Raw genomic sequence first — 24047 nt, 5'->3', positions numbered from 1 at the left:
GGCGCAGATCTTGATCGCCCACCGCCGCTTTCATGCTGTCGACTAGTTACGCTCCGATATCCCTCGGAAGATCGAAGTCCCCCAGCGGGACCCCTCCGAGGAACGCTCTCCACTCGCGCGGCGTGAAGGTCAGCACCGGGCCAGCCCCACGCGCCTTGCTGTCGCGCACCTCGATGGAGCCCCCGGCCAATCTCGCCTCCACGCAGCCTCCTCCGGTACTACCGGACAAGCTGCTTTTCCTCCATCGATCAGTCAGCATCCCGTTCAAGCTCCCTCGTGATCTGGCCGAGAATCTCCAGGGAATCTTCGGCGGTCAGGGCGGATGCCGACAAGCAGTGGAAACGCCGTTCGTAGCCCCGGACGAGAGCGACCTCATCGGTCACGATCTCTTGTGGTGCTCCTTCCACGAATACGCTCACAGGGTCCTGTGGCAGGGACAACAGAACGAACGCCCCGCTCATGCCGGGATGAGCACCTACCCGGCGCGGCAGCACCCGGAGCGTGACGTTCGGCCACTGTGCGACCTCCGCCAGGTGAGCCATCTGAGCCGCCATCACAAGGGCACCGCCCACCGGCACGCGCAGCGCGTCCTCGGCCAGGACCACGGACAGCACCAGCGGATCGCCACCTGCCAGCAGCCGCTGCCGCGCCATCCGCGCCCGAATCCGCAGATCCACCTCCGCGTCGGTGGCCTCGGGCAGCGAGGCCAATATCAACGCCCTGGCGTACGCCTCCGTCTGCAAAAGACCCTCGACGAGCTGCGGCTGCCAGGACCGCACCAGTTCGGCCTCGGTCTCCAAGGAGACGTACTCACCCAGCACGCTGCGAAAGGGAGCCCACCACGGCCGGGCCGCCGCCTGGGCCGCCAGCGCCATGCAGGTGCGCCGCACCTCGTCCGAGGCGCCGAACAGTTCAAGGCTGGCGGCCACATCCGCCGGCGAGGGCCGGGTCTGGCCGGCCTCGATACGGCCGACCTTGGCCGTGCTCCAGCCGAGGTACCGGCCGGTCTGGGCGAGCGTGATCTGCTCGCGGGTTCGCAAGTCGCGCAGGATACGGCCCAGGCGCCGCTGGCGCAGCAGGGGGCTAATGCGTTGGGCGTCCACTTAATGAGAATCTCGCTTTGCGAGACCCACCACCGGCAGTTCGATAAAGTTTCACGATTTTTGTAAAGACGGCTGATCGGCCGTCGAGTCGGAACTCCGCTGATACAGCCAGCCCCCTGGACCAATGCGAAATCCGACAACAACCGGGCCAGTCTGTGACGACGGCAATACGCTGAGCTGCCCCACACGTGGCCGCCCCCACTCCAGGAGTAACCCATGCGTCCCGCCGCCCTCGCCCTGGCCACCATGCTGCTCGCCGCCGGTTGCGGCATCACCACGGCCGACACGCCCACAAACGCAGGCACCAGCGAAGCAACCGCACCGCCGACCGACGGCGGCAGCTACGCCTCCCCCCGCGACGTCGTCGTGAAGCTCAAGGCTGCCGGCATCGCCTGCGACGACTACGAGCCGATCGCAGGCGCCACTGGCGCCAAGGACCGGGGGTCATGTCAGCAGGGCAACCTCGTCGTGTCGATCTACGAGCGCGAGGGCGACGTCCAGGCCCAGGTCGAGTTCGAAGAGTCTCTCGGGATCGGCGTCTTGCTGCTGACCGGCCGCAACTGGACCGTCAACCACGACGACCGCGCCACGCTGGACACGGCCCGGTCAGTCCTCGGCGGCACCCTGGTCATCAAGCCCTAGCACGCCGTCCACCTCGTCCTCTGCGGCGTCCTGCGATACGCGGCCGAGCAGCTGCTCCAGCCGGCGGAGATGCCCTCGGCCTCAGCGATCACTCACCGCCCTGCTTCTTCGCCGCGCGGGCCGCACGTACGGCCTCGCGCGCCTCGGGGTTGAGAGCCTGGCGGATGGCCTCGCGGCTCATGTCCATCAGGCGCACAAGGTCAACTTGCTTGCGGCCGGAGGCGATGGCAGCGCGTAGGCGCTCGTCCCGCCGTTGCATGGCGCGTTCGATGTCCTCGTCATAGTCCTTGCGGATCTGGCGAATCTCGCCATCGCTCATGGGCTCGGTCATGCCTCGATGCTGCCATCTGCGGTTGGCCATGTCGAGTTGGCCCAACATGCTTGACATGCCTAACTAGTTGGGCCTAACGTGTTGGGCATAGCAAGAAGGCGCCACACCAGGGGGAACGATGGAGATCCAGGTCAACACCCGCGAGGCCGCCACCGCACTCGGCGTCTCCGTCCGCACCGTCCAGCGCCGCGCCCAGCGCGGCCAGCTCGACGCCGCCAAGGTCAGCGGCCGGTGGATCATCACCCTCGCCGCCCCCTCCCTGGGCGACTTCAAGCCCGCCGCGATCGATAAGGCCCGCGCCCTCATCGAGGACGGCGGCATCCTCCGCACCTCCCGCCCGGGCCTGTTCACCGCAGTCAGCAGCGATGGCTCCACCACCTACCTGGTGCACGCATCCAGCTGCACCTGCCCGGCCGGACAGCGCGGCCAGTACGCCTGCTACCACCGGGCCGCCGTCGCCATCCTCACCGCCACCGCATCCGCCCAGGCCGCCTGAACCACCAACCCGGCCCCGGTCCCCGGGGCCGGACCGACCAACACCCACATCACGATCAGAACGGAGACCCACATGGGAACCAACAGGACCGCAGTCGCCCGCATCACCGCCCTGGCCGCGCTCATCCTCGGCCTCGCCGCCCTCACCGCTTGCAAGCCCATCGCGCAGACACCCGCTTACCCGGACGTCACGGGCACCGTGGACACCGCCCGCACCTGGCAGACCGGCCCCGAGAGCAGGAAGACCCACCACTACGAGCTCACCGTGAAGCACGACGGCAAGACGACCAAGGTCACGGTCACCGAGGCCATCTACGACGCATGCAAGGCCAAGCTGCCGGACTGCCTGCCGGTCTACGACGACTTCTAGCCGAGCACCAGCGCGGCGGTCCCTCCTCGCCCGGGCCCGCCGCGCCTTGGCCCAGCCCCGTCCACCTTCAAGGAGCTTGCGATGACCCGATCCACCATCGGCCCCCTCCCCCTACACCCAACCGTCCGCCTCACCCACCTGACGCGCGCCCACACCGCCGCCCTGGTGACCGCCGCGGCCGAGGCCGGCGAGCGGGCGTTCGTCAACGGCGGCCGATGGGCCGTCACCACCCCCGAGTACAGCTACATCGGTGGCCACCTCACCACCGCGAACTTCGTGTTCGGCGAGGCGTGGGAGTCGCCGGTGCAGTGGCTCGACCGCCACATCGACCGCTACCCGCCCGGCACCAGGGTCGGCCGACTGCTGCGGACCGTCCGTCAGCGACTGCTCGACCACCACGCCGACCGCGTCGTCTCGTGGCGCGGCGGCCCTCAGCTCGACCCGGCCACCGAGGACGGCTACCAGGCCGAGCAGGCCGACTACGAGTAGACGGAGGAGCCAATCATGGACATCGCCAGCAAACGGAGGGCCGCGTGAGCGGCCGCACCGCTCGCCTGGTCGCGGCCACCGTGACCACCCTCAGCGGGCTCGGCCTCCCCCACCCGGCCCACGCACACCCCCGCGCCATCTCCCAGCAGCTCAAGGCCCACACCGCCGTGCACGTCGCCACCGCCCAGGTCGGCTCCCCCTACCGGTACGGCGCCACCGGCCCCGGCGCTTTCGACTGTTCCGGCCTCGCCCAGTACGCCTGGCGCAGGGCCGGAGTCCTCCTCCCCCGCCGCACGTACGACCAGTACACCCGCATCCGCCGCAAGGTCTCCTGGGCCGGTCTTCGACCTGGCGACCTGGTGTTCTTCTACGGCAAGGGTCACGTCGGCATCTACATCGGCCGGGGCCGCATGGTCCACGCCCCCCGCACCGGCGGCCGAGTCCGCGTCGACCAGCTCGCTGCATGGTGGCGACGCGCGTTCGCCGGCGCCGTCCGCCCCGGAGCCTGACCCTCCCACCGGTCGCACAAAGACCCCCACGGGCTGCCCGTGGAGGTCCTCTTGCAACGCTCCCCGATGTGGCGGCGGCCCGGACCGCCGCACCCGTTACCCGCCGGGTTGCCGGTCGACCTCTCTGCCGGCAGTCCGCACTACGTCGAAGGCCCATTTCTCCGAGGCGTCGAACGCGTCGGCCACGGTGGCGGTCTTCACCGTGTTGCCCGCGCGCAGAGCGAGCGCCGCCGACTGAACAGCGCGCTGGAACTTCTCGCGCCCGGTCATCTCCTCCTGCTCCTCCAGGGTGGGGACCTCGGGCAAGTCGACAGTGGCAGCCAGATGGCGGGCGTACCAGTGGAGTTGATCGACGGCGAAGAGCAGGGCGGTCACATCGTTCGGCGTGCCGTACTTCTCCAGATGCTCAGCGGCGCGGTCCCGCATGGCCTTGATGACCCGGCGGGTGGTGAGGTCGTCGGGCAAGCGACCGTAGTCTGCTTCGCTGGCCGTTCCGATCAGCCCGTTGGCATTGTTGATCACTGGGTGTTCTCCCGTCTGTGCTACCCGTCGCCGTCCTCACTCGTACACCCGCCGGCGATCCTGTGCGAGCAGTTCTCTGCTGCCTGTGGGGGTCTTCGTTGTGTGGGGGTTCGGACCCCTCAGAGGCCCCTCAGAGGGGGTTCGCGCGGCCCCCCACAACTCCCACGCGGGGTCGTTTCTCCTGGTGAGGGGCCGTGGGACTCCCACGACCCCCACAGGGCAGTCTGTGGGGGTCGCGTGGGGGGTTGTGTGGGGGTTAGGCGGCCGTCCAGGCGGCCACTTCCGGGGGGACCTCCAGCTCGCCGACGCGGACCGCCGATGCGGCGTCGACGAGGGTCTGGCGCTCGTAGCCCCGGCGCCGGATGCCGCCTCGCTCGAACGCGTTGGGCAGCGTAGTGACGCCGAGCGCGCCCAGGAGCGCGGCCAGCTCGTGCTCGCTCATGCCGAGCTGCTCGGCCAAGCGGACGCTGTGCATCCGGCCGCCGTCCCAGCGCAACTCCAGCGCGCGCTCCAAGAGTTCGGGGACCGGGTGGCCGCCGTCACGGATCTCGGCCACCTGCTCCGCGCGCACGACGGCGGGCCGCGCCTCGGCCTGCGCCGCGGGGGCGGCCGGCGTGCGGGTGGCCGGGCGGCGGCGGTCGAGGTCACCCCACCCCGAGGTGATCCCTTCTGAGGGCAGCAGCCGCAGGTGCGAGCGGCGCGCGACCGTGCCGGGCGCGCGGCGGATCGGCAGCCGCGCGACAGTCTCCTCCTGGTCATCGTCCTCGGGGTCGTTGCCCGCCGGGTACCAGGGCGAGGCGCCCTCGAAGCCTGGCAGGGTGATGGGCTCCGGCGGCGTCATGGTGGCCTGCTGCGCAGGGGTGGCGTACAGGTAGCGCATCCGCTCGTGCCTGCTCGCGTACGCCTCGCCGGCCGCCGCGACCGCCGCGGCGTCGAGGTCCGGCCGGTGCTCGGCGATCGCGACCGCCGCGGTGTCGATGTCGCTGGGCTTCATGAAGAAGGCCTTGAACGGGCGCGGCCCGCCGGGCCCGGCCGCCAGGAAGCCTGAGCCCTGCTCGGGGGCGTCCTGCGGGGTGATGCCCTTGCGGTAGCCGAACAGGTAGTCCAGCTCCGACTGGTCGAACACCCGCATCGTTGCCCGCGTGCTGCACTGCTTGAGGATCTCCGTGGACAGCGTGTTCGACGTCGAGCGCAGCACCGACAGGACGGCGTTGCATGCCTCGTTGCCGCCGATGTCCACGAGCGTTTCCAGCAGGCGGCGGATCTGCCGGACGACCGGGTCAGTGACTTTCTGGCCGAGGACCTCCTTGCCCTCGTCGAGAATCAGCAGGATCGCCGGCAGGTCCCTGGAGACGGGCAGCAGCTGCACGTCCGCCTCTGCCTTCAGGTCCGCTGTGGTGCTCTTGCGGTCCTTGGCGATGGCGACCAGGGCGTGCGCCATCAGCAGGGCCTCCTCGGGGCAGGACGCGGCCCAGTCGATCGCCGGCCTGCGGGTGCGGCCTTGCAACCAGGGGCGTAGCCAGGCACGGGACACTCCGCCGCCGTTGAGGTCCATGTGGAAGACGATCGTGTCGTCCAGCGCGCCGGCGTCGGCGGTGATGTCGTGCAGCGTGCCGGTCTTCCCGCTGCGCTTCTGCCCGGCCACGACCATCGTGCTTTCACGCAGCGCCACGGTGGTGGTCTTGCCGTCGCGGTGCTGGCCCAGCCGGATGGCGTCCGGGTCGGAGATGCTGCCGCCGAGCCGAATGCCGGGATGGGGGATGGTGTCGGCCAGGCCGTTGACGGTGGCCACGTGCATCCACAGCGTGCCGCGGCGTGTGCCGGGCGTGAACTCCACGCCGCAGCCGTGGTCCAGGCCCTTGTCCTCGGCCAGACCCACCGCGGCCTGGACGAGCCGCGTCGTGGTGGAGGCGCCGAGCGGCTGCTGCAGCAGCATGCTGAAGCCGTAGCGGTTCGGCCATTCCCGGAACTCGAGTACCTGGACGCGGATCTGCGCCACGCGGCGGACACGTGCCACCCATTCCTCGGCCTGGACGACGTGCCGGCGAACGACGACGCTCTGCCCGATCGGCCGGTCGCGGTCGAGCGCGCCAGTGACGCTCGGCCGCGGCTTGGGCGGCCGGTTGGCGATCGGCGCGAACACGGCCGCCGCGAGCGCACCCAGGCCGAGCGCGCCCATCGTCGCCCCGTCCCACACGCCGGCCGCAAGGCCCCAGGTCAGCCAGCCTCCGGCCCCGATGGAGCAGCCCATCCGGTACCACAGCGGTGCCGGGCCCAGCTCGCGATGGACGGCCAGGGTGCCCACCGTGGCGACGGTGCCGGCGCCGACCGCCCACAGCGGGTCGACGCCGAACTCGTGCCCGATCGCCGCGCCCACGGCGAGGGCCAGGCCGCCGAGCCCAGCGCTGCTGAACGGGCCGCGCGGCGTCAGCTTCCAGTCGGCCCGGGGCCGGGCCTGGTTCTTGGCCTGCGTTCTGGGTGGCTTTCTGGTGCTCACGTGCGTGGTCCCCCTAGACCGTCATGTCGTGCCGGTGGGCTAGCGGCCGGCGTCCCACTTCTGCTCGTTGTTGCGCGGCTGGAGCTGGCGCTGGATATCGCCGGCGTGCGACTCCTCGAAGATGACCGAGGCCTCGTCAGCCGCTTGGACGGCGGCGCCGAACGCGTCGTACACCCGCTGCAGCGCTTCGGCGGCGTCCTGGTTGAGCGGGTAGTCCGCGGCGAGCCGCTCGGTCCAGATGCGCACCGCGGTGCCGCCGGCCAGCGGAAGCTCGCGGAGCATCTGCATGTGGCCGCGGACGTCCATCATGTGATCCGATTCGTACTCGGCTGCGATGGTGGGCAGCTCGGTAGCGTGCGTGACCAGGGCAAACTCGCTCATTGCTGTTCCTGTTCTGGTTGTGGCCGCCATGGCGGCCAGGCTGGTTGTGCGGTTGGGCAGTTCGACGGTGTCCTGGTCGTCCTCGCCGGGGGCGTCGCTGGCGTGCTCGGCGTCCTCGTCGCTGGCCTTCCGGTGTCGCCACCAGGACCAGGCGGCGGCGACTAACCCGCCGGTCAGCCGCTCGTCCCAGCGGGCCAGGCGTGACAGCAGGGCGCGCGGCCAGCCAGCGGATGCGATGCGGGCCCAGGCGCGGCCGAGCCGCCCGCCGGTGACCCTGTCGGCCTGTCGCCCGGCCCGTTGCAGGCCGCGGCCGATCGCCGAGCCCGCGCGCCGGGCCGCCCGGCCGACGGGGCTCAGCAGCGAGCCGACGCGCCGTCCGGCCGCCCTCGCACCGCGCCCCACCGCGGCCGCGGCCCGGCGAACAGGGCCACGGCGCGCAGCCCGATCCCCCCTGCCGCGTCCTGCGGCATGCTCGCGTCCTGAGCGGCCAGTCAGCCGGCGAGCGGCGGCGGCGACAGCGCGACCGGCCCTCCCGGCCCAGCCGCGCTTGTCCCTGCTTGCGGTGCGACCGCCTGCTCGGCCGCCAGCTGCGCCGGGGGCGCGCGGTCGGCCTCCCGGCATCAGGCGGCCCAGAGCGGACCGGAGCCCGCCCCGTCCCCCGCCTGCGCCGCCACCGCGAGGAGCTCGCGCAGCCGCCGACGTCCGGCGCGGGCTGCCGGACGTCGGCCAGGAGCGGCGGGAGGTGGACCCGGAGCGGCGACGGCGCAGCGCACGCCAGGCGAACGGCAAGGCCACGACCAGCACGGCAAGCGCGAGGAGCGCGCCCAGCACGATCAGCACCAGCGTCCAGCCGCCCAGCCGGTACAGCAGCCAGCCGCCGAGCGCGAGGACCAGGACGGCGCCCGCGGCCAGCTGCCCAACAGGCGTGCCGAGGTCGATCGGCGTCTCATCGTCGTCACCCGGCGATTCCTCGGGAGCCGGTGCGGGCGACTGCGGGGTCCGGTCCGGCGGCTCCTCCGCCTCCCCGACGTCGTCACGCAACGTGACCGGTTGCGTGACTGGCTCGTCGTGTGCCAGGAACGGCTCGTCGTGTGCCAGTGGTGGCTCGTCGGGTGCCGGCGCAGTCATGTGCCACCTGCCGCGTGGGCGTGGGACGTGTACTGGGGCCGGAGCTGGACCACTCGCCGGGGCGCGTCGGGCTCCTCCGGGTCGGCCGCGGTGGTGCGCGTTGGCTCGGCCTTCGGCTCTTCCTGGCGCGTGCGTGCCAGGACCTCGCCGGCGCGTGCCACGCTGAGCCGGAACTGGCTCGCGAGATCCTCGTCGGTCAGCGGCTGGCCGCCCGCGGTGAGGTAGCTCTGGTATCGGTCGGCGACGACCTCGACGACGATCTCGGCCGCGCGGCGGCGGCCGACGCCGAACACGTCCGCCAGGGCGCGCTCGCTGGTCGGCTCACGCCGGTCCAAGCTCGCGGCGTACTCACGGGCGGCACGCTCCTCGGGGGAGAGCTCCGGCCGTGGCTCGTCGTGTGCCACTGGCGGCTCGTCCTGTGCCAGTGGTGGCACAGGCTCTGCGGGCGGTGGCACGGCCTGTGCCAGCGCGGCTGGGACGGCCACGGCGGCGATCTGCGCGGGAGGTTGCGCCGGGGCGGGGGTGGACTCGACCGTCATCGCCGGTGGGGTCACCGGCGGGGTGGCCGGTGCGGCCGGCTCGGCGTGGGCGTCGAGCGCCGCCGGGAAAAGATGCCTGAATACGTGCATCAGGATGTGGCTACCGAACGCGATGCTCCCGACGAGCTGGCCCGCGATCAGGCCGACAACCGCCCCGTCCAGAGGCTTGATGAGGCGGGCGTTGACGCCCTCGCCGGTCATGAGGAAGGTCCCGGCGCCGTGCAGGTGGTTCACCACGTAGGACGTGCAGGTGAACAGCACGACCACGAACAGGCAGTACGCGCGAGGCCAGAACTTGTGCCGCAGGACGACCGCGCCGACGAGCGCGAGCACGATCAGTCCGTCCGGAGCGAAGGGGTAGAGGAACGCTCCCCAGCTGTCGAAGTGCGCCGCCCGGGCGCCGTCGGAGTGGGCGGTCCACGAGCCGCGGAAGGCCACGCCGATGACGCCAGCGAGGAGGACGGCGAGCGTGACGGCCAGGCGGCGTGCGGCGCGCGGCGGCGCGGCATGCGCCACGGGCGGTATGGGCTGTGCCACGCGCGGGGCCGGTTGAGCCACGGGCGGCACGGGCTGTGCCATCGGTGGCGCGCCCTGTGCCACGGCTGGCACAGCGTGTGCCACGGCTGGCGCGGGCTGCTGGTGCCGGCGGGGCCGGGCGGGTCCGTCGACGTGGTGCACGAGCCTGGCCGTGGCCGTGATGCGGCGTCCGATCCGGCCGAGGAGGCCGGGCCGTGCCACCGGTGGCACGGCCTCGGGTCGGTGTGGTTCGGGGCGAGCCACGTCTGGCTCGCCGTGTGCCACCTCTGGCATGTCCCCTCCATCGCTTGCGATCACCGTGTCTACACCATACGTTCGCTGTGTCTACAGTCGCAACGCGAAGGGGTGGAATTGTGGCCACGGGGAAGACCACGTACGGTGATCGCGTGCCCGAAACAACAGGCCGACACGTGCGCGTCGCCACCACCGACTGGACAGACTTCGGCGCGTCTGCAACAGCTCAGGGCACTGACCGCACCAAGCTGATCAACGAGTTCATCGCCTGGTACCTGGGACGCCCCGGAGCCCGGCTCCCCGAACGGCCGGGAAGCCACGCCGAGCCCGAGGCCGGTCAGCTTGTCCGCGTCGCCCAGGAGATCTGGTTGGCCCTCGCGCCGGACGCGAAAACGCCGGCCGAGCGGCAGGCGTTGATCAACGACGTACTGGCCTGGTACCTGCGCAGACCTAACGCCAGATCATCCGATCATCTGCGGATGTTCAGAGACAGCAAAAGCCCCGCACCGTAGCTGGACCCTCACACCAGCCGATGCGTTTCGAGACCCCCGCAGGCCCGCTGTGGAGTATCACAGGGTGACCTGCGAATTCCCATCCGTGTGGGGTGTCGGCGGGCGGGGCAGTCCGGCGATGGCAGCTGGCGCCGTACATGCACGGACACCCAGGCCCCTACCCGCGCGCCGCGCCCTCCGGCCAGATCACGATCACCTTCACGCCGCGCTCACGCGCCTCGGCCACGGCCTCAGCGGTGCCGCCCTTCCCTGTGCCGGGCTGGCCGTCCCACACCGCCAGCAGCTCGTCTACCGACGACAGCATGGCCTCGTTGGCCGCCTCGTACGCTTCTCGGCTGGCTTGGTCGAAGTCCATGACCCGGACGGTAGTCGCCGCCTTCATTAGCCGGTCGAACTGCTCGGCGTGATCCGGCTTCACCTTGGTCTGCCGGTAGTCCCGGGACGGCAGCACAACCTCTAGTTCGCCGCCGGCCGCCAGGACTGCGTCGGCGAAAAGCGAGTCGGCGCCGCGGGCGATGCAGGACACGCCCACGATGTCGGCCGCGCCGTCGAGGTGCGCGCGCAGCGCGTCGGAGACGAGGCGGGCGGCTTCCGGGGTCAGGTTCATGTGGCCGGTGACACCGATGCGCATCGTGAGCCCTTCCTATGGTGTCGGGGTCTTAGGGTGCCAGCGTTTCGCGGATCTGCTGCCGTAGCGGCGCAACGACGGGATCGCTCCGGGTCTCGATCTCAAGGTAGAACTCGCGAAGTTGTACACGTACCCGGTCGGACTGGACTTGCCCGGCGGTGTCAGCCGCCGCGCTGCCTACGGTCACGGCCTCATCGACGTCGCCGCTGATGAGGTGCGCGTACGCGAGTCCCACCTGGTCGAGGGCGAGACTTCGCATGCTGGACCGCTGACGAAGCTCGATCGCGCGCCGGATGTGGCCGAGCGCGTCGCCGGCGAATCTCCTGTCCTGGCGGGACAGCTCCAAATATCGGCCGCCGGTCACTCCCGCGAGTTCGGCCTCGTTGAAGTATTTGATCCAATCCGGGTCAGGGTCGCCGGATCCTATCTCAGTGAATGCCTGCTCAGCCGCGCCGGTCGCGCGCTTGAACGACTCTGGCCGGCCCATCTTCGCGTACGACCATGCCTCGCGAGTGTGCAGCATCGCCCGGAGTCTCGGCGTGGCTGTTGACCTGACACCGTCGAGGGCGAGCCGGATGAGCTCCAGCGCGTCCTGAGGCTGGTTGAGGTAGAGGAGCTGTCGGGCCATGGACGCGAGGACGCTCGCGCCGAACGGCTTGTCACCGGCGGGCTTGGACGCCTGCAACGACATGACGTAGTACTTCTGCGCAGCCGTCTGCATGCCGCAGTCCCAGGACATCGTGGCGGCGATCTTCGAGAGCTGCGCCATCACGTTGAACAGGCGGACGCTGATCTCGTGCGGGTGGTTGTCGCGCAGCAGGTCGGCGACCTCGTTGAGCTGCCCGATGACGGCCTTGCGGGCGAGGCCGCCGCCGTGCTGATCGTCCCAGGTGCGGAAGACGTTCGTGGCATCTTCGAGCTGGGCGACCTCATCCATGCCGATCCGACTCGGGCCTGCTGAGGCCGGCGCGGGTGACGTTGTGGCGAGCCAGCGCTGTACCGGGTCGACGAGCGGGATCCCTGCCGTGATGGCCAGGGCCTTTACTGCTTGACGGCGGTCGAGCATGAGGTCGCTCTTGGTGATGTCGTAGATGGCATCGGCTGTCGGTCCTGCTTCCCAGAGCCAAGGGAGTGAGGGCGAGGTGACCGAGTTCGCGGCGTCGTCGGCGCTCTCATCGGCTGTGACCACCGGCGATGCCGGGGCCTCGAACAGCCTAGCCTCGGGGATCTCGAATGCGCGGGAGTACAGAAGGGGATACGGGTCACGAGGTTGACCCTTGCCCGCTTCGTGCCGCTTAACCCTCGTCAGGACCGACTCGAACTCCGCCATAGCGATCTTGCCGCCAGCGGCCTTGAGCAGGTGTACGGCCACTTGCTTCTGAGACCAGCCCCGTTTTCTGCGCTCATGTCGGATGCGTTCGGCGTAAGCCGGGAGGGGCGTCTTGCGGCCGGTCTCGTCCGTCATGCCCATCGCACCTCATCGCGGGGAAGGTGACGCTCGCGTCCCCCAGTGTCCCCCAACGACCCCTGTCGTGGTGCCGTTACACAGCGTTGTGATGAAGATGTGCACCCGGATAGCAAGAACCTCTACTTCTGGACATGCCCCGGCGGGCTGACCTGCGTCGGCGGTGCGTGAGATGGCCTCGATCGTGATTGAGGCTTGGCTTGAGCTGAACGTTGTAGACCGTCAGGTCGCCGTGTTGCGCCTCTCCTATCCCGAGTGGAAGGCGTGGTATGAGGCGACGCCAGCCGGGCTGGTCTGGCGGGCTGAACCGACTTGGCAGGTCTCGGCAGAGCAGTTCGCCACCGGTGTGCGGCGCAGGCTGGAACGCGGGAACCCTGTCGCCCTCATGGCGGACTTGAGCCGACAGAGGCAGATCGTCCACAGCATCCCCAGACCACCCGCTTGAAGCTTCCCCGGCCCGTCGTTCGCGCGCGGCGTTCGGCGGGTCGGGGAGTCCAGGTCGGGACCTTATCTCCCGGCGTCATCGAAGAAATCACCCCCGAGGAGAACAAGCCATGGTGAGCAAACCAACGTCGATCGAGGCCGACCTGTGGGCGATAGCCGTGGACGCGTCCAAGTTCGCGCTGCTCGACGGCACGGGCCTGGAGTACGCGCCGATCGGGGACAGCGACGACTACGCGGTTCGCGACAAGGAGCGGCCGGCCGACGAGATCCGCCGGGCTGGCGACGACTTCCGCAAGCTCGGCGCGGTGCTCAGCTTCCAGCGCACCGAGGGCGAGCAGTCGTCCGCCGACGGCCTCCACGAGATCGACGTGGACGAGGACCGGTACCAGGTGGTCAAGGGCACGGGCCTGGAGTACGCCAAGGTGAACGACCACGACGCGTTCAGCGTGCGCGACCCGGAGCACCCGGGCGACATCCGGCGGCCCGGCGACGACTGGCGCAAGCTCGGCACGATCCTCTGACGCTTCCCAGCACAAGCCCCTCGTGCGGACCCGCGCGAGGACACCGGCCCCAGAATCTCTGGGGCCACAACCCGGAAGGAGATCCTATGACCGCACGGGATCTATACGCCCTGCCGCTGGAAGGCGCGCAGTTCACGAAGAGATGCGGCGGGAACCAGGACAACGACGAGATGGAGTCCTGCGTGGAGATCGCCCCGATCCCCGGCACCGAGGACGGGTTTGCCGTGCGTGACTCGAAGAACCCGGACGCCGGGACGCTCCGGTTCACCCGCTCCGAGCTTCTCGGGGTCGGGATGACCAACATCTAGCCGAGACGGGCGGCCCCTGCATGATCCAACCACGCAGGGGCCGCCACCCCGCACTCTACGAGAGAGCTTTTCTGATCATGCATTGGCATGCCTACACGTGGACGGGCAACGGCGAGGACCGCGGGCGCGAGGCCGAGCGCCGATCGACGTCCCCGGACTTTCTGACCTCGCATCTTCCGCCGATGCGGACGGGTGACTGGCTGGCCAAGCCGGCGTCCCGGATCGCCGCCACGTACGAACAGCAGGACCTCGACGCGGCGCTGGAATGGATGGCGGCCCAGTACGAGCAGGCGCGAGGCTCGTTCGTCCTGCCCGAGGGCGTACCCCTGGAAGACCGGTTGCGGAACGCTCGCGGGCTGCTGCCTGCGGGCGTCGATGTGCAGTGGGGCGAGTGGCTGCTCGCCGGCCGATTCGTCACCATCGGGATGATCTGCTGCCCGAACAAGCACGTCGATCACCCCTGCCCTATCAGGCATCCGGCCGGAGCGCAGCGGCCGTGAGCGGACACGCCATCTGTCAGGACCCGGCGGCGCCGTCCCGTCGTACTCGGGGCGGTTGGCGAATCCCAGATCAGAACCTATGGACAGGGGAGGTCGAGGATCATCGGCTGACCTGGGCGTTCGACCCCGAGTCCGCAGCGCTGTTCCTGACGTACGAGGACCCGCACCCGGACGATTGGGAGCACGGCGTGCTCTGGCTGCGGCATGGCCAGGACCGGTCAGGGGCGTACAAGTGGAAAGCGATCAACACGCCGCGCACGCGTGTCATGATGCGCGAGCACCTGTGCATGGTCTGCACCGGGCCGTGCCGGCGAAAGGATGGCCGGACGTGGTGGCTGTTCGTCGAGGACCCCGCGACCACGCCGGACGGGATGCCGATCACGAACCTGCCGCCCACCTGCCCGGACTGCCTTGATGAGGCGCTGGAGACGTGCCCGCGGCTGATCGAGCGGGCCAGGCTGGTCACGGTGGCGGGCACCCGGCCGTTCGCGGTCACCGCCGACCTGTATGAGCCCGGCGAGGGCTTCCCTGCGCCGGCCGTGAAGGCGCGGCACGAGCTCCACATCCAGTACGGGCCGGATACGGCGTACTGGATGCGCTTCGCGCTGGGCAAGCAGCCGTGGCTGGCCTTGGAGGACATGAGAGACGAGTCCGTACCAGGGCGCAAGACGGCCCGGTGTTAGAACAGTCCACCGGGCTATTGGGCCCCACCCCGTGGAGGATTGTAGGGGTGGGGCCCACCAGCGTCCGGTGGCGTACCCCGTGCCCCGGCCGAGACGGCCAGGTCGACGCGGTGGCCGTGGCGACGCCGGCCGCCCCGCTGACCGGCTCGATCGTCTCCAGACGGAGTCCCTACCGGGTGCCGCCCGTGAACCCTGCCGTGCCCGGGTCCCCCGTCGTCCCGGCCACGAGGGACTTGAGCAGGCTGAGGAGCGCGGCCAGCCCAGCTACCGAGCCGACCGTCTCCCACTTCACGTCCAGCAGCCCGAGCCCGTCAGCGCTCAGCAGGGCCAGCGCCGACCCGGCGCCCGCCCCGATCAACCGCTCGCCGGCGTCAACCCAGAACACGCCGGTCCAGATTCGTCTCCGCATGTCGTCCTCCTCATTCGTGGGCGGAAAACAGAAACCTCGCGCTTCGGCGCAGGTCAGGGCTGCGGCGTGTCCGTCACGTCGAGCCGCACGGTCACCCGCTCGATCTCCTCGCGGATCCGGCCGATGAGCGCGTCGACGTCGACGGCCTGGTCCTGCTGCGCGAGGGCGTCGGCCAGGGCCTTGATGGTGGCGCCCTGCGCCTCGATGGCGGTGAGGATCTTGCGCAGCTGCACGCCGTGGTCGACGAGCACGCTGCGGGGCTTCCACTCCTTGTTCGTCTCGGAGCCGTATGGCACCGGCATGGCGTCCGTCTCCCACGTCGCCTTGTAGATGGTGTCTCCGGTCACGTTGTCCTCCTTGTTGTAGTCGGGGGTCCAGAACCCCGCGATGACCTCGGGCCCTCTGATGCGGCGCTTTACCGCGTCGCCCGTGTTCGCCTCGATCGTCTGCACGCGCCCGTCCTGCAAATTGACCTCGACCAGGCCCACGTGATCGATCGCGCCTGTCTCGTTGGTGCCGCCCCAGTCGAAGAAGATCACCGATCCGGGCACGGCGTGCGCCCGGACATTGGCGGCGGTGCCGGCGTGCCAGCGGCCGAGGCGCTGGCCGTCCTGCGCATGCCACACGGTGTAGGCCCTGTCTCCGGCGGGCAGCACGGCCTCGGCATTGCCCGACTCGTGTGCCCAGTAGGTGATGCTCTGGTCACACCACGGCGCTTCCAAGAACTCGCTGCCGTTGCGCTTGGCGTACCAGCGCGTGACTCGGTTGGGACGGCCGCTCAGGCCGAGGTCCTGACGGGCCTCGGCAAGCATCGCCTTGGCGCCGCTCACGACTGCGGCTCGCCGCGGTAGATGCCGCCGGAGTCGGCCTCCCCGTACAGCCGGCGGAGAACCTCCTCCTCATCCGGCTCTGTCGGCCCCGTGGGGTGCTGGTTGACCCGCTCGGCCACCAGCTCGGCCTCGCTCATCTCGGGCACGTTCCTACCTCCTTGCTTACGTTCCGCTGAGACGGAAGATCTCTGCCTTGGCCACCGCGAGTTCGGCCCGCAGGATCGACACCTGCTCGGCGAGCTGCTGGATCTGCCGTTGCTGGTCGGCGCGTTCCTGCCGCAACTCGGCGATCTCGGCCTTGGCCGTGTCCAGCTCGGTGCGCAGCATGTTGACGACCTTGTCCGCCGTCTCCACAGCGACAGAGTCGGTCTGCCGGTCCAGCTGGCGTAGGTCCCGGCGGCGACGGGTGATGGCCATGATCGCCTGGACGATGCCTCCGCCTGCGGCGACCTGAGCGATGGAGACCAGAACCTCGGTCCACGTCACGTCTCCCCCTCTCGGCTCTCTCGCGCCGCGGTGCGGGCGCTGCGCATGATCACGCGAACCTTGACGAGGCAGCCGACGGCCAGGGCGCCGGAGATGATGCCAGCGGCCAGGCCGTGCACGCCCAGGCCGACCATGACGGTGATGGAGTAGAAGGCGTAGCCGCCGGCGAGCATCCACAGGCCCGGCGTCTCCAGCTCGCTGTGCTGCCAGTACAACCCCACGAGCTTGAGCAGCCCGCCGGCGGCGAGCTCGGCACCCCACAGGTGGGCGACAGGGCCGGCGACTCCGCGCAAGCTGTTGGTCATGCCCTGAGAAATGTCCTGGCCGACGACCAGGCCGAGCAGGCCCAGGGCCACGGCCGCCGCGGCGGCCGCCGAGCCGAACGGGTTGAGGCGCAGGCGGTCCTTCCTGTTCAAGGTCATGAGCTGCTCCTCATGGCAGCGGGATGACGATCAGGTCGCGGGCGGCGATGTCGGCGTTGTCGGGATCGGTTCCGGGCGTGACCAGGTGCATGGTGCGGATGTAGTAGAGCTGGCCCGGCGTCAAGTTCTCGATGAGGGAGACGCGGCACCCGTACTGGAACGCGGTGTTGTTCGACAGGCTGAGATATCCGCGCAGGGTGACGCTGGGGGCGAGGACCTCCGTGCCGTCGCTGCTGTCTCGGAACAGTTGCGGGGACAGGAAGATCCGGTCCAGCGGGGCGGCGCCGTTGTCCCTGAATCCGCCGCCGATCGTCAAGCGAACCTTGCCCGAAGGCGGGGCTACGAAGTAGACACCGATCTCGGGGCTGCCCGTCGCGTAGCTGGTGTTGGAGATCTCCGTCAGGATCGTGTCGTCGTGGAAGAACGCCGTCGGCGGGAGCGTGCGGACGAGGTCACCGGCTTTGATCGTCATGGGATCGGCACCACCGTGATGTCGCGGGCCGCGATGTCCTGCGTCGAGCCGCCCGGGTCGCCCGTCTGGACGGCGTACATGACGCGGGCGTAGTAGAGCTGGCCGGGGGTGAGCCCGTCGAGGACGCTCTCCCTGCTGCCGTAGGCGAACGCCGCGGCGGCTATGTCGGACCCGAAGCCGCGCGAGGTGACCGAGGGGGTGAGCACGACGGCGCCGCTCGAGTTCGTCTCCCGCACCTCCGGCGAGAGAAAGATGCGGTCTCCCGCCGCGCCGTTGCCGAGCCCGCCGCCCACGATGAGCAGGACCCGGCCGGACGTCGGCGCCGTGAACGTGAGCTCCACCGCCGGCGTCCCCGCGATATAGCCCGGGTTCGTCGGGTTGTTGATCTGCGTCGTGTCCTGCGCCCAGGTGGCGGGCGGATAGTCGAGCGCCCGCACCGGCCTGCCCGCAAACGAACTGCCGAGCGGCGTGGGGATGACCGTGATCTCCCGGACCGCGATGTCCGCCGTCAGCCCACCGGACACCTTGTGCATCGTCCTGGCGAAGTAGGTCGTCCCCGCGGTCAACCCGGTCAGCAGAGTCGTCCTCGACCTGTGCACGTTGGCCGACGACTCGCCAGGCAGACCCACGCCGCGGCTGGTCACGTCGGCGGCCAGCACCACGGCGCCTGCCACGCTGCCGACGCGCACTTCGGGCGCGAGGTGGATGCGGTTGGTGCCGCCGTTGTCCGCGCCGGCGACGCCGACCGAGAGGAGCACGGCACCGCTAGTCGGCGCGACGAAGGTGAGCGACACCTGTGGCGTGCCCGCGATGAAGCTCGTGGAGCCGATGTCGGTATTGGCCGTGGTGTCGGACGCCCATGCCGATGCAGGGCGGTCAGATGCTGAGACAGGCGCCCCGACCAGGATGTTCGGCAAAACGGCCTCCTCTCCCTTGCCCTGGGATCAGATTTCGGTGAGGGTCTGGTGGCAGATGCCGCTCAGATAGATCGCGCCCACGTTGAGATTGGCTGCTTCGAGTGCGTCCTTGATCTTGCCCATGAGCAGTGCAGCGTCGGCGGGAGTGTCCTCCTCTCCGGAGAGGTTCCCCATGAGGTCGACCCAGAAGGTCCCATCGTTGACCGAGAAATTGACCTTGTTCTGCGGGTACTGCACAACTTCGCCGGTCCACTCGTACGACATTGTTGATCTCCTTACAGCGCGTAGATGGCGGGTTGGAACATGCGCACCTCGGCACCGCTGGCGTGGCTTTTGACCACGCCGTTGACGCTCCGGGTGACGGTGAGGGTCTGCACGGTGCCCGCCGCGGCGCCGACGGCGGTCACGGTCATCACCTCGCCGCCGATGATGATCTGGTAGCCGGTGGAGGTGGTGGACCAGAGCGGCCCGGTCGCCGTGGTGATGTCCACCCCTGTCTCCGTCGTGTCCAACGGCTCGTTGAGCACGGTGTCGTACGGCTCGTAGCGCGCGGTGCCGTCGTAGGTGCCCACCTGGTATGGGGACTCGGGCGAGCAGTTGAGCGTCATGCTGTGCTCGAAATTGCCGAGCTCCTCCGACATGCCCTGTACCAACTGGCTGATCGTCTCCGGCGGCATCTCCTCGGGAGGGTTGGCCACCGTGACCCGGTCGCCGACCTCCAGCGCCCGCCCCGCCGCCGTCTGCGCGGCGTCGCTGGCGAAGCTCTCGTGCGCGAAGTTGATGCTGAGCTGCGGGTATCGGGCCTCATCCACGGTGCCGAGATGCAGCCGCCACCCGGCCTGCTCGAACAGGTCGAGGTCGTACTCGACGTTGACCGTGACCTCGCCCGGGTAGCGGCCCACCCCGGCCGGGGGTGGCAGAACGGACAGGGTGCCGGTCTCCTGCACCGCCCGCGCGCTGGAGCCGCCGGTGCGGGTGACGGTCACGTCGTTCGTGATCGCCTGGTCGTCGTCCACCGGGGACACGGCGTCGGCCAGCTCGTGCTGCTCGTAGTCGAGGGCGAGCCGGGCGGCCTGGTTGTACAGCGACGTGCGGGTCCGGTAGCCGAGCCCGAGCACGTCGCGCGGCTCGAACAGCATCCCCGCGTCGGCGTCGGCCGCTGCCCGGATCAGGTTCATCAGGGTGTCGGGGAGCTGCGCGCCGAGCCTGGCGCTGTCGTCGAGGTCGCCGAGCGCCCGGAACGCGACGCCCTCCTCCGCGCAGAGCCGCTCGATGCGGCGGCCGGCCCGCTCGCCCCGCCAGGCGTCGAGCTGGGAGCCGAGGTCGAAGAGGGTCGTGACGACGTTCTGGATGCTGAGGTGGCCGATTGCTGTGGTGATGAGCCCACCGGCCGGGTTGAGGATCACCGAGCCGACGCGGCCCACGGTGTTCGCGTTCAGCGTGGCTGAGGTGGCCAGCCCCGAGGAGGCGCCCGGTTCGAGCGTGCTCACCGTGTAGTCGATATCAGCGCCGTCCTGCGTGAGTTCGACGCTGACGAGGAGAAGTTCGCCGTTCACGGCATAGGCCATGTCGCCGGTGTCGAACAGCTGCGTGCCGCCGGCGTCGAACGCCCTCAGTCCGAGAGTGCCGCCGGTGCCGTAGTGCAGCTCCCACCTGCGCACGGAGCCGGTCGTGTAGAACGTCAAGATGGCCTGGTTGTCAGCGTCGCCGCCCGACGGGACCGCCATGAGGAAGCGGATCTGTGTCTGCCCGGTGTCGGTGTAGGTGGGCGCGCCGCCGCGCAGCTCGGCGTTGGCCAGCACCAGGATCGGGTTCGAGGCGGTGAACCCCTCGAACCCCGCGAGCGTCGGCGTGCCGATGATGGTCAGCGGTCCATGGTCGAGCGCCGGCGCCAGCGACGTGCTGCCTTCGGCATCTTGGAGCGGCCAGTACGCCACCAGGCCCGCTGTGTCGAAGATGCGGCCCCGGTACATGGCTGAGCCGAGAACGCCTCCCTGAGCACCGCTGGAGTCTCGGGAATCGCCACCCCGGCTCAGCCGCTGGAGCACGCCGGACGCCTCGATCGGGACGTAGGCGTCCTCACCGGTGATGTCCCACCGCGGCGGCCAGCTGCTCACCTCGCCGTGGAAGCGCCAGCACCGGTTGCTGATGGCGGCGCCCCCCTGCACCGTCCACGTCCGGCCGGACGAGTCGGCGAAGCTGGCCGCGCCGGGTGTCTGCGCGGTGAAGTCGGGGTTGGCCACGATCGACCCGGCGATGCCGTTGCGCAGCTCGAACGCGTGCACCGCCCCGACCACCGGGAACCCGGTGAAGTCGGTGACGTCGCCGACCTCCAGCTCGGCCGAGCTGGAGAAGATCGACGTCGTGCCCGCGGTGACGACGGGGTCGCCGAGCTGCGTCCACGGCCCGGCGATCGTCTCGGCGTAGTAGAAGGTCGCCGTGTTGCCGCCCGCTCCGTTGTTGACGTCGAACGTCACCCGCAGCGCCTGGCGCCCGCTCGCCGGAGCAGGGCACGGCACGGTGGCCACGATGTCGGTGGTCGCCGTCCCGTTCGCCGACCAGGTGAAGCACGGCCGCCCGCCGCCGTCGCCGTGCAGGTAGAACGCCCAGCTCCTCTGGTTGCCGGTGGTCTCGTACTTGGCGGCCATGTCCATCACCGTCCGCCAGGAGGCGGCGGTCAGGTCGATGCGGATGTCGATGTCGCCCGTGATGTCCAAGCTCGCGTGGTCGGGCGTGGTGGCCCGGTCGCCGGTTGTGCCGTCGAGCGCGAGGTAGGTGTCGCCGTCCTCAATGGCGATCCGGATCGGGGTGTTGCGGGTGAGCTGCCCGTAGTACGGGCCGACGGGGTTCCTGGGGCTGTAGCGGCCGTCCCTGTTGTTCATGGTCAGCGAGCAGGAGGACCGGTCGACCTGCCCGGCCTCGTCCGCCCGGCCGCGCCGGATGCTCACCATGTCTCGGCGGTACACGTGCGAGGTGACGTCCACCCACGCGCCGTCGAGATGCAGCTCGACGGCCAGCGGCAGGACGGTCTGAGGGAACGCCATCAGGTCCTCCCGAGCACGAGCTGGACGTTGCCACCGCGGACGCGGATGGCCTTGCGGAGGATCTGCAGGAGCATGTCGTCGATCGCGCTGCCGGAGGACCGCAGCTCGATGACGGTGGGGGCCGGCGCCGCGCCGCTTGCGAGCATGGCCGCGGTCTGATTCGCCGAGGTGACCTGACTACCGAAGGGTAGTTTCACGAGCTCGGCGCCGCGCTCGCCGACCATCGTCCACCCGCCGGCTGGCCCGCCCGTCGCCTTGCCGTCGAGGCGGGCGTTGAACGCCTCCGCCTGCTTGTTATAGGCGAGGTCCGCGGACTCCTTGGTGAGGACGCTCTTGACCTTGGACGGGATGAGCCCCCACTTGTCCGCCAGCGCTGTGGCTTCCTTCTTCGTGAGGCCGAACGCGCGGGCCATCTTGATGAACTCGGCGCGCTGCTCACGCATCTTCGTCACGATCTCGGACGTCGGCTTGCCCATGTCCCGCATCGCGAACGCCACCTGGTGCGCCGCGTCGGCCAGACCCATCAACGCGGTCCGGTTCTCCCGCCCCTTCTCCTTCGTGATGTTGAGGGACTTGCCGTTCTCCTTCATCGACCGGCGCACGGCGTCCCACGCCTCTTCGTACGCCATCAGCGCACGGCCCTGGCCGAACACGCTGTCGGTGAAGCGCGACATGCCGTCCCTCAGCGAGACGACCTCGCGCAACGCCTTCGTCAGGTCCCGCATGCTCCCCGCCAGGCTGCCCGCGCTGTCCCCTCCGGCCTGCCGGAATGCCATGCTGATCGACCCGAACCCGGAAGCGCCCCCGCCGCCGAGCATCGCCCGCGTCTGCCCCGCCCCGGTCACCGACGACCCGACCGGCAGCCGCACCAGCTCCGGCCCCTGCTCACCCACCATCGCGAGACTGGACCCGGCACCGGACACGCCGCCGTCAGCGAACCGCTTCACCCCACCGAGCCCGCCGACGATGCCGCCACGAGCCAAACCGGGCGCCAACACGGTGCCGCTGCCGACCCGCGGCTTACCGCTGTACCGGTAGATGGTGTCGATGAACGTCGTCGCACGACTGCCGTTGACCGACGCCAGCGCCGCCTTCGCCGCCGCCACCTTCCGCTGCAGGTCGGAAATCTCAGCACGGATCTGCGCCCGCTCCGGCCGGGTCAGCTTCGGGTCACGCAACCGTGCCTTCGCTGCTGCGATCTTCGATTCCAGGTCGCCGATATTGCCTCGCACAGCAGTCGTCACCGACTCCGGCACAGCCAGCCACGCCGCAGCGAGCGACTCAGCCTCCGCCTTCGTCGCCCCGGCCTGCCGCGCCGCCTGCACCAGCTGGCCACGGTACTGGCTGTACTTCTCGGCGATAGCGCCTGCAGACGCCTCCTCGTTCTGCATGGCCACGAGGTGTTCCTGAGACGCACGCGCCAGGTCGATCAGGGCGTCCTTGTTGGCCCGGCCCTTCTCCGAATGGATGTCGAGGGTGCGACCGTTCTCCCGGACGGCTTCCGCGGCCCGGTCGATCGCCTCCTCCACCCGGAGTTGAGCCTCCGCCGCGTCGAGAGCCGGCCCGGTCAGCCGCTCGAACTCGGCCTTGAGATCCCGAAGCCCCGCCGCGGCGTCGTCGGCCGCGCCGCCGAGATCGGAGGCGGCGGACGAGGCGCCCTTCACCCCGCCGCTGTTGGCCGCCGCGGCGTCGGTCTTGGCCCACTCTTCCCGCATCTTCTGCATGTGCTCGGTGTTGATGCCGAGGCTCTCGTACAGGTCGTACAGGCCATCGGCGAACCCCTTGCCGAAGTCGGTGTTCCCGGAGGTGAAATCGCTGACGTCGCCGGTGAAGTCGGACCACGAGTCGGCGAGGGCATCGACGGCCTCGGTCGTGAACTCGACGGCCCTGGCCGCAAATTCGAACGCGCCCGCGATGTCGTCGGCGTGCTCTTCGGCGGTCTCGGCTACGTTCTCGATCGACCGCTGCAACGCCCCGAAGATCGCCGGGCTCCGGGCGGAGATCCGGTCCAGGACCGCGCTGTAGCCGCGCTCCAGAGGGACCAGCGCCGGGCCCAGGGAGGCTACCCCGTCACCGATCGACCGGACGAAACGATCAACAGCGGGGGCGCTGTCCGAGAAAAAGCTGCTCAAGTACGGCTTGAGCCGCGAGAAGGTGGCCCTCGTGACCGTGGCCGCCCGCAGGGCGGAGCGTTCCATCGGCTGGGCAGCGTCCGCGAGATCGGCCTTGACCTCCTGGCCGACGGCGGACCACTCTTGCCGCACCTTCACCGACTGGGCAGCCGAGACGGCCCCGATGGCCGTGAGCGCGCCGCCGACCGCCAGCGTGACCGCGCCCGCCGCGGTGCCCGCACTAGCCGCCGCCCCGTACAGGCCGGCTGTGACCGCGGCCCCCATGCCGGGCCCCAGCTTTCGGAAGCTGGACAGCACGGAGGACGTGAAGCCGCCCACGATCTGGTCGCCACGGCGGGTGCCGGACTCGATGCCTTCGGCGATGCCGTCGCCCAGGTCCTGGCCGCCCCGCACGAACCGGCCGCGGCTGTCTCGCAGACGGGCGCCGGCGCCACGTACGATCCCGTCGCCGAGCGCCTGCCCGGCTTCGACGCCAGCCTTGCCCAAGGTGGCCTTGG

Annotated in this window: 30 protein-coding genes; 11 read left to right on the top strand and 19 right to left on the bottom strand. The window is 70.1% G+C overall.

Annotated features, from left to right (window positions below; all coding sequences use genetic code 11):
• Window positions 1-46: 46 nt before the first annotated feature.
• Window positions 47-259, bottom strand: a complete 213-nt coding sequence (locus HD597_RS56415; protein WP_253756682.1) for a DUF397 domain-containing protein — start codon at window positions 257-259, stop codon at window positions 47-49.
• Window positions 249-1103 (bottom strand): helix-turn-helix domain-containing protein, encoded by an 855-nt coding sequence (locus tag HD597_RS56410; RefSeq protein WP_253756679.1) that lies wholly within the window; start codon window positions 1101-1103, stop codon window positions 249-251. The genes HD597_RS56415 and HD597_RS56410 overlap by 11 nt, the downstream gene beginning before the upstream one ends.
• Window positions 1104-1319: 216 nt before the next feature.
• Here HD597_RS56410 and HD597_RS56405 point away from each other — a divergent pair, with 216 nt between their 5' ends.
• Window positions 1320-1745: a hypothetical protein gene (locus HD597_RS56405; RefSeq protein ID WP_253756677.1), complete on the top strand. Its 426-nt coding sequence runs from the start codon at window positions 1320-1322 to the stop codon at window positions 1743-1745.
• An 88-nt stretch (window positions 1746-1833) separates the two neighbouring features.
• Here HD597_RS56405 and HD597_RS56400 read toward each other — a convergent pair whose 3' ends face one another.
• Window positions 1834-2076 carry a hypothetical protein gene (locus HD597_RS56400; RefSeq protein ID WP_253756674.1) on the bottom strand — a complete coding sequence of 81 codons (243 nt, stop codon included), beginning with the start codon at window positions 2074-2076 and terminating at the stop codon, window positions 1834-1836.
• A 118-nt stretch (window positions 2077-2194) separates the two neighbouring features.
• Here HD597_RS56400 and HD597_RS56395 point away from each other — a divergent pair, with 118 nt between their 5' ends.
• The 4 genes from HD597_RS56395 (at window position 2195) to HD597_RS56380 (ending at window position 3939) form a co-directional block, all read left to right on the top strand.
• On the top strand, window positions 2195-2572 hold the full coding sequence (locus tag HD597_RS56395; protein ID WP_253756671.1) for a helix-turn-helix domain-containing protein: 378 nt from the start codon (window positions 2195-2197) through the stop codon (window positions 2570-2572).
• A gap of 72 nt (window positions 2573-2644) precedes the next feature.
• Window positions 2645-2941 (top strand): hypothetical protein, encoded by a 297-nt coding sequence (locus HD597_RS56390; protein ID WP_253756669.1) that lies wholly within the window; start codon window positions 2645-2647, stop codon window positions 2939-2941.
• Window positions 2942-3022: 81 nt separating this feature from the next.
• Window positions 3023-3430 (top strand): hypothetical protein, encoded by a 408-nt coding sequence (locus HD597_RS56385; RefSeq protein ID WP_253756666.1) that lies wholly within the window; start codon window positions 3023-3025, stop codon window positions 3428-3430.
• A 44-nt stretch (window positions 3431-3474) separates the two neighbouring features.
• Window positions 3475-3939 (top strand): C40 family peptidase, encoded by a 465-nt coding sequence (locus HD597_RS56380; RefSeq protein WP_253756664.1) that lies wholly within the window; start codon window positions 3475-3477, stop codon window positions 3937-3939.
• Window positions 3940-4035: 96 nt separating this feature from the next.
• On the opposite strand, the gene HD597_RS56375 is transcribed toward HD597_RS56380, so the two are convergent.
• The 4 genes from HD597_RS56375 to HD597_RS56360 form a co-directional block, all read right to left on the bottom strand.
• Window positions 4036-4461: a hypothetical protein gene (locus HD597_RS56375; protein ID WP_253756662.1), complete on the bottom strand. Its 426-nt coding sequence runs from the start codon at window positions 4459-4461 to the stop codon at window positions 4036-4038.
• 256 nt (window positions 4462-4717) lie between these two features.
• Complete coding sequence (locus tag HD597_RS56370; protein WP_253756659.1) at window positions 4718-6958, bottom strand: hypothetical protein; 2241 nt, start codon at window positions 6956-6958, stop codon at window positions 4718-4720.
• Between the two features lie 39 nt (window positions 6959-6997).
• Window positions 6998-8467 carry a hypothetical protein gene (locus tag HD597_RS56365; protein WP_253756656.1) on the bottom strand — a complete coding sequence of 490 codons (1470 nt, stop codon included), beginning with the start codon at window positions 8465-8467 and terminating at the stop codon, window positions 6998-7000.
• Window positions 8464-9522 carry a hypothetical protein gene (locus tag HD597_RS56360; protein ID WP_253756654.1) on the bottom strand — a complete coding sequence of 353 codons (1059 nt, stop codon included), beginning with the start codon at window positions 9520-9522 and terminating at the stop codon, window positions 8464-8466. Before HD597_RS56360 ends, HD597_RS56365 begins: the two co-directional genes overlap by 4 nt.
• Before the next feature lie 407 nt (window positions 9523-9929).
• On the opposite strand from HD597_RS56360, the gene HD597_RS56355 reads away from it, so the two are divergent.
• Window positions 9930-10289 (top strand): hypothetical protein, encoded by a 360-nt coding sequence (locus tag HD597_RS56355; protein WP_253756651.1) that lies wholly within the window; start codon window positions 9930-9932, stop codon window positions 10287-10289.
• 157 nt (window positions 10290-10446) lie between these two features.
• Here the strand turns inward: HD597_RS56355 and HD597_RS56350 are convergent, their stop codons facing one another.
• Together HD597_RS56350 and HD597_RS56345 are read right to left on the bottom strand one after the other, a co-directional pair.
• Window positions 10447-10920 (bottom strand): hypothetical protein, encoded by a 474-nt coding sequence (locus tag HD597_RS56350; protein WP_253756648.1) that lies wholly within the window; start codon window positions 10918-10920, stop codon window positions 10447-10449.
• 28 nt (window positions 10921-10948) lie between these two features.
• Window positions 10949-12382, bottom strand: coding sequence for an NsdA family TPR-like regulatory protein (locus HD597_RS56345; protein ID WP_253756646.1), 1434 nt, complete (start codon window positions 12380-12382; stop codon window positions 10949-10951).
• A gap of 172 nt (window positions 12383-12554) precedes the next feature.
• Here HD597_RS56345 and HD597_RS56340 point away from each other — a divergent pair, with 172 nt between their 5' ends.
• The 5 genes from HD597_RS56340 to HD597_RS56320 all read left to right on the top strand — a co-directional run bounded on the left by HD597_RS56340 (window position 12555) and on the right by HD597_RS56320 (window position 14838).
• Entirely contained in the window at window positions 12555-12827 is a 273-nt protein-coding gene (locus HD597_RS56340) for a hypothetical protein (protein WP_253756644.1), read from the top strand.
• A 109-nt stretch (window positions 12828-12936) separates the two neighbouring features.
• Window positions 12937-13347: a hypothetical protein gene (locus HD597_RS56335; RefSeq protein ID WP_253756642.1), complete on the top strand. Its 411-nt coding sequence runs from the start codon at window positions 12937-12939 to the stop codon at window positions 13345-13347.
• A gap of 86 nt (window positions 13348-13433) precedes the next feature.
• Window positions 13434-13655 (top strand): DUF397 domain-containing protein, encoded by a 222-nt coding sequence (locus tag HD597_RS56330; protein ID WP_253756640.1) that lies wholly within the window; start codon window positions 13434-13436, stop codon window positions 13653-13655.
• 77 nt (window positions 13656-13732) lie between these two features.
• Complete coding sequence (locus HD597_RS56325) at window positions 13733-14155, top strand: hypothetical protein (RefSeq protein ID WP_253756638.1); 423 nt, start codon at window positions 13733-13735, stop codon at window positions 14153-14155.
• A gap of 188 nt (window positions 14156-14343) precedes the next feature.
• The gene (locus HD597_RS56320) at window positions 14344-14838 is read left to right on the top strand and encodes a hypothetical protein (RefSeq protein WP_253756637.1); all 495 of its coding nucleotides are present in this window, start codon (window positions 14344-14346) and stop codon (window positions 14836-14838) included.
• 169 nt (window positions 14839-15007) lie between these two features.
• On the opposite strand, the gene HD597_RS56315 is transcribed toward HD597_RS56320, so the two are convergent.
• From HD597_RS56315 to HD597_RS56270, 10 genes are all read right to left on the bottom strand, one after another.
• Complete coding sequence (locus HD597_RS56315; protein ID WP_253756635.1) at window positions 15008-15247, bottom strand: holin; 240 nt, start codon at window positions 15245-15247, stop codon at window positions 15008-15010.
• 53 nt (window positions 15248-15300) lie between these two features.
• On the bottom strand, window positions 15301-16077 hold the full coding sequence (locus HD597_RS56310) for a CHAP domain-containing protein (protein ID WP_253756633.1): 777 nt from the start codon (window positions 16075-16077) through the stop codon (window positions 15301-15303).
• A complete protein-coding gene (locus tag HD597_RS56305) occupies window positions 16074-16223 on the bottom strand; it encodes a hypothetical protein (protein ID WP_253760022.1) in 150 nt (49 codons plus the stop codon). The genes HD597_RS56310 and HD597_RS56305 overlap by 4 nt, the downstream gene beginning before the upstream one ends.
• Before the next feature lie 16 nt (window positions 16224-16239).
• Window positions 16240-16563, bottom strand: a complete 324-nt coding sequence (locus HD597_RS56300; protein ID WP_253756630.1) for a hypothetical protein — start codon at window positions 16561-16563, stop codon at window positions 16240-16242.
• Window positions 16560-16985 carry a hypothetical protein gene (locus HD597_RS56295; protein WP_253756627.1) on the bottom strand — a complete coding sequence of 142 codons (426 nt, stop codon included), beginning with the start codon at window positions 16983-16985 and terminating at the stop codon, window positions 16560-16562. Before HD597_RS56295 ends, HD597_RS56300 begins: the two co-directional genes overlap by 4 nt.
• A 10-nt stretch (window positions 16986-16995) precedes the next feature.
• A complete protein-coding gene (locus tag HD597_RS56290) occupies window positions 16996-17457 on the bottom strand; it encodes a hypothetical protein (protein WP_253756624.1) in 462 nt (153 codons plus the stop codon).
• Window positions 17454-18215 (bottom strand): hypothetical protein, encoded by a 762-nt coding sequence (locus tag HD597_RS56285; RefSeq protein ID WP_253756622.1) that lies wholly within the window; start codon window positions 18213-18215, stop codon window positions 17454-17456. Before HD597_RS56285 ends, HD597_RS56290 begins: the two co-directional genes overlap by 4 nt.
• A gap of 186 nt (window positions 18216-18401) precedes the next feature.
• Window positions 18402-18638 (bottom strand): hypothetical protein, encoded by a 237-nt coding sequence (locus tag HD597_RS56280; protein WP_253756619.1) that lies wholly within the window; start codon window positions 18636-18638, stop codon window positions 18402-18404.
• A gap of 11 nt (window positions 18639-18649) precedes the next feature.
• Window positions 18650-21418, bottom strand: a complete 2769-nt coding sequence (locus tag HD597_RS56275; RefSeq protein ID WP_253756617.1) for a hypothetical protein — start codon at window positions 21416-21418, stop codon at window positions 18650-18652.
• Window positions 21418-24036: a hypothetical protein gene (locus HD597_RS56270; protein ID WP_253756615.1), complete on the bottom strand. Its 2619-nt coding sequence runs from the start codon at window positions 24034-24036 to the stop codon at window positions 21418-21420. The genes HD597_RS56275 and HD597_RS56270 overlap by 1 nt, the downstream gene beginning before the upstream one ends.
• Window positions 24037-24047 lie beyond the last annotated feature (11 nt).

Source organism: Nonomuraea thailandensis (genome assembly GCF_024172165.1).
Classification (GTDB): Bacteria; Actinomycetota; Actinomycetes; order Streptosporangiales; family Streptosporangiaceae; genus Nonomuraea; species Nonomuraea thailandensis.
Note: the sequence above shows the minus strand (reverse complement) of the source record. Positions and strands in the feature narration are given on the sequence as shown.